Source organism: Blastocatellia bacterium (assembly GCA_035275065.1).
Taxonomy (GTDB): domain Bacteria; phylum Acidobacteriota; class Blastocatellia; order UBA7656; family UBA7656; genus DATENM01.
Map to the genome: position 1 here is coordinate 57,356 of DATENM010000002.1, position 13,557 is coordinate 70,912.

At 59.0% G+C, this 13,557-nt stretch carries 10 protein-coding genes and 1 CRISPR repeat array; of the genes, 8 read left to right on the top strand and 2 right to left on the bottom strand.

Features of this window, described 5'->3' with window-relative positions:
* The first annotated feature begins 1 nt into the window (after position 1).
* Complete coding sequence (locus VJ464_00800; GenBank protein ID HKQ03639.1) at positions 2–469, top strand: universal stress protein; 468 nt, start codon at positions 2–4, stop codon at positions 467–469.
* A gap of 139 nt (positions 470–608) precedes the next feature.
* Here VJ464_00800 and VJ464_00805 read toward each other — a convergent pair whose 3' ends face one another.
* Positions 609–1,592, bottom strand: a complete 984-nt coding sequence (locus VJ464_00805; protein ID HKQ03640.1) for a discoidin domain-containing protein — start codon at positions 1,590–1,592, stop codon at positions 609–611.
* Between the two features lie 299 nt (positions 1,593–1,891).
* Here VJ464_00805 and VJ464_00810 point away from each other — a divergent pair, with 299 nt between their 5' ends.
* From VJ464_00810 to ptsP, 5 genes are all read left to right on the top strand, one after another.
* Positions 1,892–3,703 carry an ABC transporter substrate-binding protein gene (locus tag VJ464_00810; protein ID HKQ03641.1) on the top strand — a complete coding sequence of 604 codons (1,812 nt, stop codon included), beginning with the start codon at positions 1,892–1,894 and terminating at the stop codon, positions 3,701–3,703.
* A 128-nt stretch (positions 3,704–3,831) separates the two neighbouring features.
* Positions 3,832–4,803 carry an ABC transporter permease gene (locus tag VJ464_00815; protein HKQ03642.1) on the top strand — a complete coding sequence of 324 codons (972 nt, stop codon included), beginning with the start codon at positions 3,832–3,834 and terminating at the stop codon, positions 4,801–4,803.
* A 5-nt stretch (positions 4,804–4,808) separates the two neighbouring features.
* Positions 4,809–6,059: an ABC transporter permease gene (locus VJ464_00820; GenBank protein ID HKQ03643.1), complete on the top strand. Its 1,251-nt coding sequence runs from the start codon at positions 4,809–4,811 to the stop codon at positions 6,057–6,059.
* Positions 6,060–6,085: 26 nt separating this feature from the next.
* Positions 6,086–6,376 (top strand): HPr family phosphocarrier protein, encoded by a 291-nt coding sequence (locus tag VJ464_00825; GenBank protein HKQ03644.1) that lies wholly within the window; start codon positions 6,086–6,088, stop codon positions 6,374–6,376.
* On the top strand, positions 6,363–8,144 hold the full coding sequence (ptsP, locus tag VJ464_00830; GenBank protein HKQ03645.1) for a phosphoenolpyruvate--protein phosphotransferase: 1,782 nt from the start codon (positions 6,363–6,365) through the stop codon (positions 8,142–8,144). The genes VJ464_00825 and ptsP overlap by 14 nt, the downstream gene beginning before the upstream one ends.
* A gap of 31 nt (positions 8,145–8,175) precedes the next feature.
* Positions 8,176–11,022: direct repeats of the CRISPR family, unit length 37 nt; unit sequence GTTTCAATCCGCTATCAATCGCGTCTTCAATTCAAAG.
* Positions 11,023–11,259: 237 nt separating this feature from the next.
* Here ptsP and VJ464_00835 read toward each other — a convergent pair.
* Positions 11,260–11,445, bottom strand: coding sequence for an ECF-type sigma factor (locus VJ464_00835; GenBank protein HKQ03646.1), 186 nt, complete (start codon positions 11,443–11,445; stop codon positions 11,260–11,262).
* Positions 11,446–11,645: 200 nt separating this feature from the next.
* On the opposite strand from VJ464_00835, the gene VJ464_00840 reads away from it, so the two are divergent.
* Together VJ464_00840 and VJ464_00845 are read left to right on the top strand one after the other, a co-directional pair.
* On the top strand, positions 11,646–11,930 hold the full coding sequence (locus VJ464_00840; protein ID HKQ03647.1) for a hypothetical protein: 285 nt from the start codon (positions 11,646–11,648) through the stop codon (positions 11,928–11,930).
* Positions 11,931–12,074: 144 nt separating this feature from the next.
* Positions 12,075–13,544: a magnesium chelatase gene (locus VJ464_00845; GenBank protein HKQ03648.1), complete on the top strand. Its 1,470-nt coding sequence runs from the start codon at positions 12,075–12,077 to the stop codon at positions 13,542–13,544.
* The last annotated feature ends 13 nt before the right edge of the window (positions 13,545–13,557 follow it).

The window sequence follows — 13,557 nt, forward strand, 5'->3', positions numbered from 1 at the left end:
TATGAGCATCAAGACGATTCTGGTCTCCACCGATTTCAGCGACAACGCGCAGGTCGCATTTGAGAAAGCCTGCGAGCTGGCACATCTGCTGAAAGCCAAACTTCACATACTGCATGTTCAGGATGAAAGCGCGCTGCGCGTCGCCATCAAGGAGGGCTTGCTGGAATCGTGCGAGAACGACGAAGCGATCCACGCCGCTGTCGAACGATTGACTGAAGAGCGCTTCGCCCGCACGCTCGCGGCAGTAGATTGCGCGGGCCTCGACATCACTCACCTATCGAAGCGCGGCGAGGCGGCGGCGCAGACCCTGGCTTACGCCAAGCGGATTGACGCCGACATGATCGTCATTGGCCGGCACGGCGAAGGCGTCTTGAGCAACATCATCAGTGCCGTGCTCGGTCGTGTCGCCGAAGTCATCATTCGCAAATCGCCCTGCCCGGTCCTCGTCGTCCGCCGCGACCATAGGTGAAGGCAAAAGGCAAAAGTAAAAAGGCAAAAGGTCGGCAGGGGAATGCATAGATAGGATCGGGTACTTTCGCCGGTGCCTCTTCCTATCTATTGATCCGGCTCCACACTTTTGCCTTTTTACTTTTGCCTTTTGCCTTCTCTCAGCCTCTGATCTTCAACTTATAGATTGACCACGCGGCGCGGTTGTTGTGATTGGCTGTCGCCGTGATGCGCACGAAGCGGGCGCGCGCTGGCGTGAAGGCCGCCACCGAGCGGTCGCGTTCGCCCGCGCCTTCAAAGACCGTCTGCCAGCGGTTGCCGTCGGCGCTCACTTCGACGCGATAGCGGCCCGGAAAATCCCGTGGTTCCGGCTCGTGAACCTGGACGACGCGCGACACCGTGTATGTGCCGCCGAGGTCAACCTGCACCCACGCGCCCGCGTAATTCCCTGTCGTCGTCGTCGCTCGCGTCGTGTTGTTGTCGTCAACCACGGCGTTGATGTTCGTGATGCCTTGCGCGGTGATGCTGCGAATGGCGCGCGCCGTTAGCTTGTCGTCTTCCGTATCGGGCTTGCCCGGCGTTTCTTTGTTGTCGGGCTTCGGCGCAGTCTTCGGCGCGGGCTGCGAAGTCGGCGGCTGCGGGCTCGGAATCGTGCGCGCCTTCTGGCCTGGATCGATGCCGGCCGTCAGCTCGGCGATTGACCACTCCTGGTTGTACACGGTGTTTACCGCCGTGGCGGTGACGCGAATGAAGCGCCCGCGAATGGCCTCGAACTTGGCCTTGCTCTCGCCGCGCTGCCCCTCGCCTTGCCATGCCAGCATCCACGGGCCTTGCGCGCTGGTGCCGACTTCGACTTTGTAAGCGCCCGGCGCGTGCGTCGGCCAGCGCCCGTGATCCTGTGCGATGCCGATGATGTTCTGTTCACTGCCGACGTCAACCGTGAAGCTCAGGCCGACATAATCCTTGCGACCCGAAGTCGCCCGCGTGTCCACGCGCTCGTCGTTGGCGTTGGCCAGGTCGAGCAGGTCACCGGTAATCGCTGCCGGCCGCACCGCGCGCGACTGCACGGTCTGCTGCGCGGTAACGGGTGTGCCGAGCGCCGCGATCAACAGCGATGAAACGAATGACGCGATGAATCTTTTCATAGCCCTCCTCCTGATTTGCCGCCGGTCGTCGCCTGCGGCGCTGCTTGTCTCTTGAAGTGCGATGGTCTGCGCACGGTCTGCGTTGCTCAGGCGAGTTCGGAGCTGACGACGCACAATGGCGGTTATAGCCACCCGTTTCGTCACGCGTCTACAGAGGTCTACAGGTTGAATGTTAACATGGCCCGCCGCCCGCCGCCGAGCATCCGCGGCGCGCCGATAATAAGTCTTAAATTGACAGAGGGGGTCGGCTAATATACTTTTGGGGCAGTAGGCAGGCAGGCCCAATCGGGAGGGGATGAATGAGAAAGGCTTTTATCTGTGCGGCGCTCTCTGCGTTGATGGCCCTTGTGGCCTGTAAACCCGGTGGGGTTGGCGGACCGAGCGGCACACCAAACCCGCCGTTTGCCGGCGACCTGCCGCAGGACGCCTATGTCTTTCAGGGCGAGCCGGGTGTTTACGGCGGCCAACTGGTGCTTGATCTCAAGAACGACCCGGCGACTTTCAACATCATTAACATCACCGACGAGAACAGTGCTTACCTGCTCTATTATCATGTCTTCCGCTGGCTGATCGATTTCCGCAACGGCGGCGATCCGCCCGATTTCGACTCCGGGCTCTGCACCGGCTGGGAAAACTCGCCCGACCTCAAGCAATGGACTTTCCACCTGCGGCGCGGCGTCCGCTGGTCGGACGGCGAGCCGTTCAATGCCGACGACGTGATGTTCACCTGGGACGTCATCCGCGACCCGAACGTGCAAAGCGCAATCGCCGACGTCTTCAAGGAAGGCGCTGATGGCGGCCATCCGCTCTACCCGCAGCTCGATAAGCTCGACGACGTGACGGTGCGGTTTACATTGCACGCACCGAACGCGATGTTCCTTGACCAGATCGTCAACTTCTTCCCCATCCCGAAGCACAAGTGGGAGTCGGCCTGGCGCGCGGGCCGCTTCAATGAAGTGATGAAACTTACCGACAACCTCGACGACATCGTCTCGCTGGGGCCGTTCCGCTTGAAAGAGTACACGCCGGGACAGCGCGTCGTGCTCGAACGCAACCCGTACTTCTGGAAGGTTGATAAGAAGGGCCAGCGACTGCCCTACCTGGACCGCCTGGTCTTCCTCATCGCCAAAGACTTCACCACGGTGCAGGCGAAGTTCGAGGCCACCGAGATCGATATGCTGGCGCGCGTGCGCGCCGAAGATTACGCCCAGGTCAAGAAGTTCGAAAGCGCCGACATCGGCGTGCAGGACATCGGCGTCGTCCTCGACACCCAGTGGATCGTCTTCAATCAAAATAATCTCGACAACCCACAGACCCATAAACCTTACCTCGCGCCGTGGAAGCAGCGTCTCTTCCGCGACACGCGCTTCCGCCAGGCGGTCTCTTACGCCATTGACCGCGAGGGCCTGGCCAAGACGGTCTACGCGGGCCGCGCCGTGCCGCTCTATTCGTTTATCACGCCGGCGGACAAAATCTGGTACAGCGACGAGGTGATGAAGTACCCCTACGACCCGGAGCGCGCCCGCAGGATGCTGGCCGACATCGGCTTGAAGGACAATGACGGCGACGGCGTCCTCGAAGACGGTGAAGGGCACCGGCTCGAATTCAGCGTCATCACCAACTCCAGCAATTCGCAGCGCGTGCGCACGGCGGCGTTTATAGCCAAGAATCTCCAGGATATCGGCATCAAGCTCAACCCCGAATCGGTGACGCTCAACGCCGTCGTCACGGCCATGCAGTCAACGTTTAACTTTGACGCGCTGGAACTCGGCTGGCAGGGGGCTGTGCCCCCCGGCCCGACCAACACGAAAAACATCACCTTGTCGTCGGCGCTCAACCACGCCTGCTTCCCGAGCCAGCCCAAGCCGTCAACCGAATGGGAGGCGCGCATCGATCAGCTTGTGCATGAGATAGACGGCGAGCCGGACGCCGGCATACGCAAGCAGAAATTCGCCGAGGTGCAACGCATCTGGTCCGAGCAATTGCCGGAGATTAACCTGGTCGTGCAGGAAGAGGCAGTCGCTTTCAAGAAGAAGTTCGGCAACCTGCTGCCCTCGACCATGTCGCCGCGCGTTAGCTGGAACGCGGAAGAGATTTACATTAAGCGATGAAGTCAGGAGTCAGAAGTCAGGAGTCAGAATGAATTTAGAAGGCGCAGCAAGTGGACTCACTGCCGCCGACTTCCTTTTCCATTCTGTCTTCTGACTCCTGACTTCTGACTCCTGACCCCTGAAGTCCTATGCGCACCTTTCTCATCAGGCGCGGGCTCGCGGCGGTGCCGCTCATCCTCTTTGTGACCTTCTTCACAAAGGTGATGCTGGTACTGTCGCCGGGCAACTTCCTCGACGAGCTGCGCATGAAGCCGAACATCTCGCGCGACTACCTTGAGCGCATGGAGCAGAAGTACCACCTCGACAGCCGCAACGTCTTCGAGCGCTACTGGTACTGGCTGAAGCCGGCGCTCAAGGGCGACCTCGGCGATTCGTTTATCACCGCCGCGCCGGTGACGACGCTGATCGGCCAGCGCATGCTCAACACGCTGATGCTGACGGGGGCGGCGCTGGTCTTCTCATGGGCGCTGGCCATCCCGCTCGGCGTACTCGCCGGCGTCAACCGCAACCGCTGGGTGGACAGGCTGTGCAGCTTCATCTCGTTCTTCGGGCTATCGATCCCTAGCGTCTTCTTCTCGCTGCTGCTCATCTTGTTTGCCGTCAAGACCGGCTGGTTCCCGGCGGGCGGCATTCACGACCAGGTCAACTGGGACTACATGAATGGCTGGCAGCGCTTCACCGACACGCTGTGGCATCTGGTGCTACCGACCGTGGTGCTCGGCACGCTGGGGATGGCGCAGTACATGCGACAGATGCGCAGCGAGATGATCGAGACCTTATCGCAAGATTACATCCGCACGGCGCGCGCCAAGGGCCTGAGCCAACGCCGCATCGTCTTCCGCCATGCGCTCGGCAATGCCATCAACCCGCTGGTGACGCTGTTCGGGTTGTCGCTGGCTTACCTGCTGGCTGGGGCGCTGCTGACCGAATATGTTTTCGCCTGGCCGGGACTCGGCACGCTGGTGTATGAAGCATTACGCGACAAAGACGAGCCGCTGGTGATGGCGGCGGTGACCATGCTGGTGGTGATGCTGGTTGTCGGCAACTTGATCGCCGACTTGCTGCTCGCCGTCATTGACCCGCGCATCCGCGTCGAATAATCGCCATGCCCGACCGCCGCCAACTCGAAGAAGCCAGCCGCGAAGAAGCCGCCGAGCGCGCCCTCGACGCGCAGCCCGTGGTGATCGAGCGCGGGCCGGGCGAAGCCATCGTCGAGCCGCTGGCGCCGACGGCGCAGGGCCTGACCGACGCCTTCCATGAGCCGGCGGTGACGCGGGCGGCGCGCGGGCGGTCGCCTTCGCAGCTCATCTGGCTGAAGCTGCGCCGCAACCGCACGGCAATGTTCGGCCTCTACCTGCTCGCGGCGCTCTACCTGGCCGCCGTGCTGGCCGGCTTTCTTGCGCCATACAAGTATGACGACGCCGACCACGACCTGCCGTTCCACCCGCCGATGCTTACGCGCATTCACTTCTTCGACGATCAAGGCAAGCTCTCGCGCCCGTTCGTCTATGGCATTGCGCCGGTCGCCGGCCAGCATGCCGTCTATAACGAAGACCACAGCAAAAAGTACCCGCTGCGCCTGTTGGTCAAAGGCGACCGCTATCACATTCTCTGGCTGCTGCGCTCGGATGTGCATCTGTTCGGCGTCGAGCAGCCGGGGCGCTTCTTCCTCTTCGGCTCGGACCTCGTCGGCCAGGACATCTTCTCGCGCATCCTCTACGGCGCGCAGGTGTCGCTGTCCATCGGCCTGCTGGGCATCCTGATCTCGGCGAGCATCGGCATGATCGTCGGCGCCATCGCCGGCTACTTCGGCGGCGCCACCGACTTCCTGCTGATGCGCGGCGTCGAAGCCTTGCTCGCGGTGCCGAGCCTCTACTTCATCCTCATCATGCGCCAGATGTTCGGCGGCGGCCTGAGCAAGATGCAGCTCTACGCGATCATCGTCGTCATCCTGGCGTTCATCGACTCGGCAGCCGAGGCGCGGGTGATTCGCGGCATGGTGCTATCGCTTAAGGAGCAAGAGTACGTGCTGGCGGCGCGGGCGCTGGGCTTCACCGACGCGCGCATCATCACCCGCCACATCCTGCCGAACACGCTGTCGTTTGTGATCGTCACGGCGACGTTGTCCGTGCCGTTTTATATCCTCGGCGAAGTCGCGCTCTCATTCCTGGGCGTCGGCATACAAGAGCCGGAAGCGAGCTGGGGCAACATGCTGACTGCGGCGCAGAACCCGCGCTACCTGAGCGATTTCCCCTGGATGCTGGCGCCCGGCGTCTTCATCTTCATCGCCGTGATGGCGTGGAATTTTTTGGGCGACGGCCTGCGCGACGCCACCGACCCGCGCACCTTGAGCTAGAATGCGGTATTCTAGAACTTGACACTATGCAAGAACGACGGATCAATATCAGCAACCGCCTCGGGCTGCACGCGCGCGCCTCGGCGCGGCTCGTGCGCCGCGCCACCCAGTTCACCAGCCGCATCGAGCTAGAGCGCGACGACACAGGCCAGCGCGCCGACGGCAAATCGATCTTGAGTGTCCTTTTGCTTGCGGCGGCGCGCGGCACCTGGCTTATAATCCGGGCGGAAGGCGAAGATGAGGCGCGCGCCGCCGATGCGCTCGCCGAATTGGTAGAACAGAAGTTCGGAGAGGAGCTTTCGGATGGCGTCTTCTAGCCATCGCGATGTGCGGCTGCATGGCGTCGGCGCTTCGCCCGGCGTCGCCGAAGGCAGCGCGCTGCGCCTGGACGAGCGCGGGCGGCATCAGTTCTATTACCTCGACGTCTCGCCGACGCAGGCGCGCCGCGAAGTCCGCCGCCTGCACGAAGCCTTCGAGCAGGCGCGCGCCGAGCTGCTGGAGATCAAAGCCCGCCTGACCCACGAGCTCGGCTATGAACACTCCTTCATCCTCGACGCCCACCTGTTGATGCTCGAAGACGAGCGCTTGCTTGTCGAGATCGAAAACGAAATCGGCACGCGCCGCGTCAATGCCGAGTGGGCCGTGCGCTCGGTGATTGATCGCCTCGAAGAAGCCTACCGACAGGTCAATGACGCCTACCTGCGCGAGCGCACCTCGGACCTCGAAGACGTCGCTATGCGGCTGCTGATGATCCTTTCAGGCCGCGACAAGTTCGACCTCTCGGAGCTGGACGCGCCGGTCATCCTGGTCGCTAAAGACATCTGGCCTTCGACGGTCGCCGAGCTCGACTTTAACCGCGTCCTCGGCTTTGCGACCAACTCGGGCGGCATCACTTCGCATGCGGCCATCATCGCCCGCGCCTTAGGCATCCCGGCGGTCGTCGGCCTGCGCGACGTGACCCGCAGGGCGCGCACAGGCACGCCGCTCATCATCGATGGCGCGGCGGGCGAAGTCATCCTCAGGCCAAGCAAAGCGCTGGCCCGCAATTACGCCCGCCGCCAGCAGCAAGACAACGCCCGCCTGGCGCGCGAGAGCCAGGCGACCGAAGCGGCAGAGACCGCTGACGGCGTGCGCATCACCTTGCGCGCCAATGTCGAGCTGCCGGCGGAGATCGATGCGCTGGCGCGCTTCGGCGCCGAGGGCATCGGCTTGTATCGCTCGGAGTTCATCTTTCTGGCGGGACTGCCGCAGCTACCGGGCGAAGAAGAGCAGTACCAGATTTATCGCCGCCTGGCCGAGGCCACGGGCGATGCCGGCGCCAGCATTCGCGTCTTCGATCTCGGCGGCGACAAGCTGACGCTCGAGGGGTTTGAAGAGGAGATGAACCCGGCCCTCGGCCTGCGCGCCATTCGCCTGTCGCTGCGAGTTGAAGGGATTTTCCGCACGCAATTGCGCGCCATCCTGCGCGCCAACCTGCATGGCAAGCTGCGTGTCGTGCTGCCGCTGATCTCGACCATCTCTGAGCTGCGCGAGGCCAAGCGCATCATCTCTGAAGTCAAGCAGGAGATGGCCGAGGCCGGCATCGAGCACAACGCCACGCTGCCGATTGGCGTGATGATCGAAGTGCCGGCAGCCGCCTTGATGGCCGATCTGTTCGCTAAAGAGGCCGATTACCTGAGCGTCGGCACCAACGACCTGACCCAGTACATGCTGGCGGTTGATCGCGCCAACGAGAACGTCGCGCCCCTTTATCAGCCCTTACACCCGGCGATCCTGCGCGCCCTGGCGCACCTGGTGCGCGCCGCGGCGGCAGCGCCTGTGCCGCTCGAAGTCTGCGGCGAGATGGCCGGCGACCCGCTGCAAGCCGTGGCGCTGGTCGGCCTCGGCGTGCGCGTGCTGAGCCTGCTGCCCGCTTCGATCCCGCTGGTCAAGCGGGCCGTGCGCGCCGTCAGCCTTGAGCGCATCACGGCGCTGATGAAAGAAGCCCTGAAGCTGACAACGGCAGAGGAAGTCGAGCAGTTGCTCGTACGCGAGCTGCCGCGCCAGGCCCCGCAGTTCTTCGCCGCCTGGGCGTCGCCGTCTTAAAGGACGGTGCCGACGCGTCCCGCTCAGCCGCATTTCAATCCGCTATCAATCGCGTCTTCAATTCAAAGGCCACGACTGCGGCTAGAAAGACCTTCGTGTTCGGCGTTTCAATCCGCTATCAATCGCGTCTTCAATTCAAAGACGAAGTAGGAGGTCCGATCTTGAGAGAATTAGGCGTTTCAATCCGCTATCAATCGCGTCTTCAATTCAAAGGATAACGCAACTTCGCCACAGGGAGAAGCTCTCGGCCAGTTTCAATCCGCTATCAATCGCGTCTTCAATTCAAAGCACCTGATCTTTTGGTTAGCCCTAACGCTATGGTTGTTTCAATCCGCTATCAATCGCGTCTTCAATTCAAAGTCGCTCCAGGAACCCTTTGTACGCCAATAGCAGTATCTCGTTTCAATCCGCTATCAATCGCGTCTTCAATTCAAAGATGGCTGATTGGTGGCTTGATCACGACACTGTTTATGGTTTCAATCCGCTATCAATCGCGTCTTCAATTCAAAGTTCTGATCGCTCTTTTCGTTGTAAGTGTATTAGGCTGGGTTTCAATCCGCTATCAATCGCGTCTTCAATTCAAAGACCGCTCGAAGAAGGCGAACTTCGTTGTACTCAATGTGTTTCAATCCGCTATCAATCGCGTCTTCAATTCAAAGCAGTTCGGCGATCTGACCAACCGAGTCATCGGCCAAACAGTTTCAATCCGCTATCAATCGCGTCTTCAATTCAAAGCGCGCCTCGGGGAGGATGATGGGCGGCTGCGCCAATGGTTTCAATCCGCTATCAATCGCGTCTTCAATTCAAAGGCGAGTATGATGGCGGACATTGAGGAGCGGTTCCGGTTTCAATCCGCTATCAATCGCGTCTTCAATTCAAAGCTGGCGAACTGCGTAGCGAACTGGCGAAAATCTATCGTTTCAATCCGCTATCAATCGCGTCTTCAATTCAAAGCGTTACCGACCAAAGCGCGGTCGCGTGCGGAAACATCGCGTTTCAATCCGCTATCAATCGCGTCTTCAATTCAAAGAGCCAACAAATGGCTTCCTGACGAGCAAGGCAAGAGAAAGTTTCAATCCGCTATCAATCGCGTCTTCAATTCAAAGTGGGAGTCCCCACTGAGTTTCGCCGGTCAAGTTTACGTTTCAATCCGCTATCAATCGCGTCTTCAATTCAAAGCTCCTGATTAGCATCTTCATCTTCTTCGTCAACGCGGGTTTCAATCCGCTATCAATCGCGTCTTCAATTCAAAGCGAACGAAGAAGGTCTGGAACGGTCAATAAGGTTTTTGTTTCAATCCGCTATCAATCGCGTCTTCAATTCAAAGGCAAGGCTTCACCCGCGAGCAGGCGGAGGGTGAGTGGTTTCAATCCGCTATCAATCGCGTCTTCAATTCAAAGGGCGATTGGCAGTCTCTTCATTGGGGTAATCGTAATGTTTCAATCCGCTATCAATCGCGTCTTCAATTCAAAGGCAAGGCTTCACCCGCGAGCAGGCGGAGGGTGAGTGGTTTCAATCCGCTATCAATCGCGTCTTCAATTCAAAGGGACATGTACCTCGGGAATTTCAACCCTACGTTGACGGTTTCAATCCGCTATCAATCGCGTCTTCAATTCAAAGCCATTTTAGTTCGTTTACAGAAAGGCGGAGAATCACGTTTCAATCCGCTATCAATCGCGTCTTCAATTCAAAGTGAACGTGTTAGTTAATAGGTCACCTTAAGTGGCCTTTGTTTCAATCCGCTATCAATCGCGTCTTCAATTCAAAGGCCATCCGATTTCACGGATCGGCGTCGAGGTGAAGGCGTTTCAATCCGCTATCAATCGCGTCTTCAATTCAAAGAGACCACTATTCCCTTGCCTGACCACCCGCAGTACGGGTTTCAATCCGCTATCAATCGCGTCTTCAATTCAAAGGGCGATTGGCAGTCTCTTCATTGGGGTAATCGTAATGTTTCAATCCGCTATCAATCGCGTCTTCAATTCAAAGGGGGGCGAGCGCCAGAGGGGTGCTCATAACAGAGGCGGCGTTTCAATCCGCTATCAATCGCGTCTTCAATTCAAAGTGAGCCGGGAAAGGACGGGGTTTTCCTCGAAACAGCGTTTCAATCCGCTATCAATCGCGTCTTCAATTCAAAGTGGCGGAGACTGTCTCTGTCATTACAACACTCCCGTCATGTTTCAATCCGCTATCAATCGCGTCTTCAATTCAAAGTGGGTAATTGGTGGAACAATGGCGACCGAATCTTCGGTTTCAATCCGCTATCAATCGCGTCTTCAATTCAAAGCCCATAAGGCCGCCAGGCGCGCACGTCGACAGCGCAGTTTCAATCCGCTATCAATCGCGTCTTCAATTCAAAGTTCAATGAGAGGTAGATCCATAGCCATCACGGCCATGTTTCAATCCGCTATCAATCGCGTCTTCAATTCAAAGGCAATGAAGCAGGCGCAAGCTACGACGGCTGTCCCGGGTTTCAATCCGCTATCAATCGCGTCTTCAATTCAAAGGGAAGAAAAATGTCAAATTTCCAGTTCATTAACATTGTGTTTCAATCCGCTATCAATCGCGTCTTCAATTCAAAGACTACATCTTTCGCTTGGGAGGGCAAATGAAACTATGTTTCAATCCGCTATCAATCGCGTCTTCAATTCAAAGCTTGTGTTTGATTGGCTGCGGGAGTTCATTGGACCGTGTTTCAATCCGCTATCAATCGCGTCTTCAATTCAAAGACTCTGGTGCGGTATGGACACAGCCCCGCTGTGTATAAGTTTCAATCCGCTATCAATCGCGTCTTCAATTCAAAGCCACGGCGAAACTTCCGGAAATGAGTTTGATGGTAATGTTTCAATCCGCTATCAATCGCGTCTTCAATTCAAAGAGCGGGCCATTGGGGGCCTTTATTTTCAGTCGCTTACATGCCCATTTGGGCTAACCTCACAAATTTGGCCTCAAATCCGCTCGTTGAATCGTCAAAAATTATCGAGAAAACTATTCGATTATCAATGATCAGAACAATTAGCCACTTTGGGCTAACCTCCCCCCTTTTTTCGCTTCATGGGGGTTAGCCCAAACTGGTTTCAAGGTGCGCCTACTCTATGACGATTTGACAGTCATGTCAACGGCTTTCCGTAACCAGCTCGGTGGCTTGCAGGCTATGGCTGCGCCGCTCGTTGATCAGATAGCGTTGCGCCAGGCGATGCAATTCGCGCTCGACGAGTGGGGCCAACTGCTCCAGCGCCGCTGGATCGCCATCACTCCATGCCAGCAGCAGTTGGGTAATCGTATGAGAACCTGAGGCCATCGGATCGACTGCTTTCAGAATGAATGAATGATAGCCAAGATGAGCGAAATCTATCACACGTCCCCGCGCCGCTACTAAAAACGCCCCGCGCTAATTTTTTTTACTTCTCCTGGCGGGCTTTGCCCGCGCTTTCGCGCCTTAAGTAATGAGGCGCAAATTCGCCGCGCCGCAAAGTAGTGGTGAAGCCGATAGGAGGAGTTATGGACCCCCTGACCTCGACGACCATGCAAGAGAGTATGTATCGCATTATGCAGACGCTGATCGAATACCTGACGCTGGCGGTCGGCCTCGTCATTGCGCTGTTCGTCATCGTCTGTATCGTCAGCGCGCTGTGCGATCACCTGGCAGAGAAGACGCGGCTCGCACGGCGGCGTTCGCTATTGGCGCCGCCGCCGCTGAAGCCCGCGACTGAAGAGGTGCTGGCCGTGCTGAGCACTCTGGATGAGTCCGGCAATCGCGCGATCAACCGCGTCGCTCGCGCCTAGAGCAGTTTTAAATTGTGTGTGGCGCAATCTGTGAGAATCGTTCCCGCCGCTGACTTGCCTGAGGGCGCGGCGGACGCTAGAGTGTTTGAACGAGCAAGGGACACGCTCGATCAAAGGTCAGCCGATTCATTTGAGGTGATCCGCATGCCGTTGCCACGCACTCTCGGCGAGTTGAAATCATCCGAATATAACGAAGCGCGGGTGCGCCGCTCGTCAGTCAAAGACGAGATGCGCCGCAACCTGATCGCCCGGCTCGAACGCAATCAGCCGGTCTTTTCGGGCATCATCGGCTATGAAGATTCGGTCATCCCGCAGATCGTCAACGCCATTCTGTCGCGCCACAACTTCATCCTGCTCGGCCTGCGCGGTCAGGCCAAGAGCCGCATCTTGCGCGCGCTTGCCAACCTGCTCGATGAACAGATGCCGGCGGTCGCAGGCTGCGAGATCAACGACAACCCTTACCAGCCGCTGTGCAAGGCTTGCCGCCTGCTGATCGAAGAACACGGCGAGCAGACGCCCATCACCTTCGTGCCGCGCGGCAACCGCTACGTCGAAAAACTGGCGACGCCTGATGTCACCATTGCCGACCTGATCGGCGACCTCGATCCCATCAAGGCGGCGCGCGGCGGGCATCTTTTAGCCGACGAATTGACGATCCATTACGGCTTGCTGCCGCGCGCCAACCGCGGCATCTTTGCCATCAACGAACTGCCCGATCTGGCCAGCAAAGTGCAGGTCGGGTTGTTCAATATCATGCAGGAAGGCGACGTGCAGATTAAAGGCTACCCGGTGCGGCTGCCGCTCGATGTGCTGCTGGTCTTTTCGGCGAACCCCGAAGATTACACGGCGCGCGGCAAGATCATCACGCCGCTCAAAGACCGCATCGGCTCAGAGATCGTCACCCACTACCCGGCGACCGTCGAAGAGGGCATGGAGATTACCGGGCAGGAAGCCTGGACGGCGCGCGACAACAGCCAGGTCTTTGTGCCGGAGTTCATCGAGCGCGCCGTCGAAGAGATCGCCTTCGAGGCGCGCGCCGACCAGCGGGTTGACCGGCGCTCGGGGGTCAGCCAGCGGTTGCCGATCTCGGTCATTGAAAACGTCGTCTCGAACGCCGAGCGCCGCCGCCTGCTGGCGAGAGAGGCGCGCGCCGTGCCACGCATCAGCGACATCTACGCGGCGCTGCCGGCGATCACCGGCAAGCTCGAACTGGAGTACGAAGGCGAACAGAAGGGCGGCGCCGCCATTGCCCGCGAGCTGGTGCGCGCGGCGGTCGGCAAAGTCTTTGAAGCTTACTGCGGCCATCTCGATTGCTCGGAAGTTGTCGCCTGGTTCAACGGTGGCGGCACGCTACGCGTCGGCGACTCGGATAGCACGGCGCTCTGCCTGAAAGGCTTTCGGACGATTGACGGACTGCTGGAGGCCGCCGCCGAGTCGCACCTGGCCGACTCAGCGCAAGCTGACTCGATGGTCGCCGTCTGCGAATTGATCCTCGAAGGGCTGCATGCGCAAAAGAAGATCAGCCGCAGCGAAGAACGTGGCTACGCGGCAGTCAAACCGGAACCGCGCGGCTACGGCTACGAAAGCTTCAGCCGCTCGCGCAAAATCAATTAGGAGGCAGGAATCA

What these genes read in the sequence shown, in the direction of transcription:
- VJ464_00800 (HKQ03639.1), top strand. Translation starts at nt 2, where the DNA reads ATGAGCATCAAGACGATTCTGGTCTCCACCGATTTCAGCGACAACGCG.
- VJ464_00805 (HKQ03640.1), bottom strand. Translation starts at nt 1,592, where the DNA reads ATGAAAAGATTCATCGCGTCATTCGTTTCATCGCTGTTGATCGCGGCG.
- VJ464_00810 (HKQ03641.1), top strand. Translation starts at nt 1,892, where the DNA reads ATGAGAAAGGCTTTTATCTGTGCGGCGCTCTCTGCGTTGATGGCCCTT.
- VJ464_00815 (HKQ03642.1), top strand. Translation starts at nt 3,832, where the DNA reads ATGCGCACCTTTCTCATCAGGCGCGGGCTCGCGGCGGTGCCGCTCATC.
- VJ464_00820 (HKQ03643.1), top strand. Translation starts at nt 4,809, where the DNA reads ATGCCCGACCGCCGCCAACTCGAAGAAGCCAGCCGCGAAGAAGCCGCC.
- VJ464_00825 (HKQ03644.1), top strand. Translation starts at nt 6,086, where the DNA reads ATGCAAGAACGACGGATCAATATCAGCAACCGCCTCGGGCTGCACGCG.
- ptsP (HKQ03645.1), top strand. Translation starts at nt 6,363, where the DNA reads ATGGCGTCTTCTAGCCATCGCGATGTGCGGCTGCATGGCGTCGGCGCT.
- VJ464_00835 (HKQ03646.1), bottom strand. Translation starts at nt 11,445, where the DNA reads ATGGCCTCAGGTTCTCATACGATTACCCAACTGCTGCTGGCATGGAGT.
- VJ464_00840 (HKQ03647.1), top strand. Translation starts at nt 11,646, where the DNA reads ATGGACCCCCTGACCTCGACGACCATGCAAGAGAGTATGTATCGCATT.
- VJ464_00845 (HKQ03648.1), top strand. Translation starts at nt 12,075, where the DNA reads ATGCCGTTGCCACGCACTCTCGGCGAGTTGAAATCATCCGAATATAAC.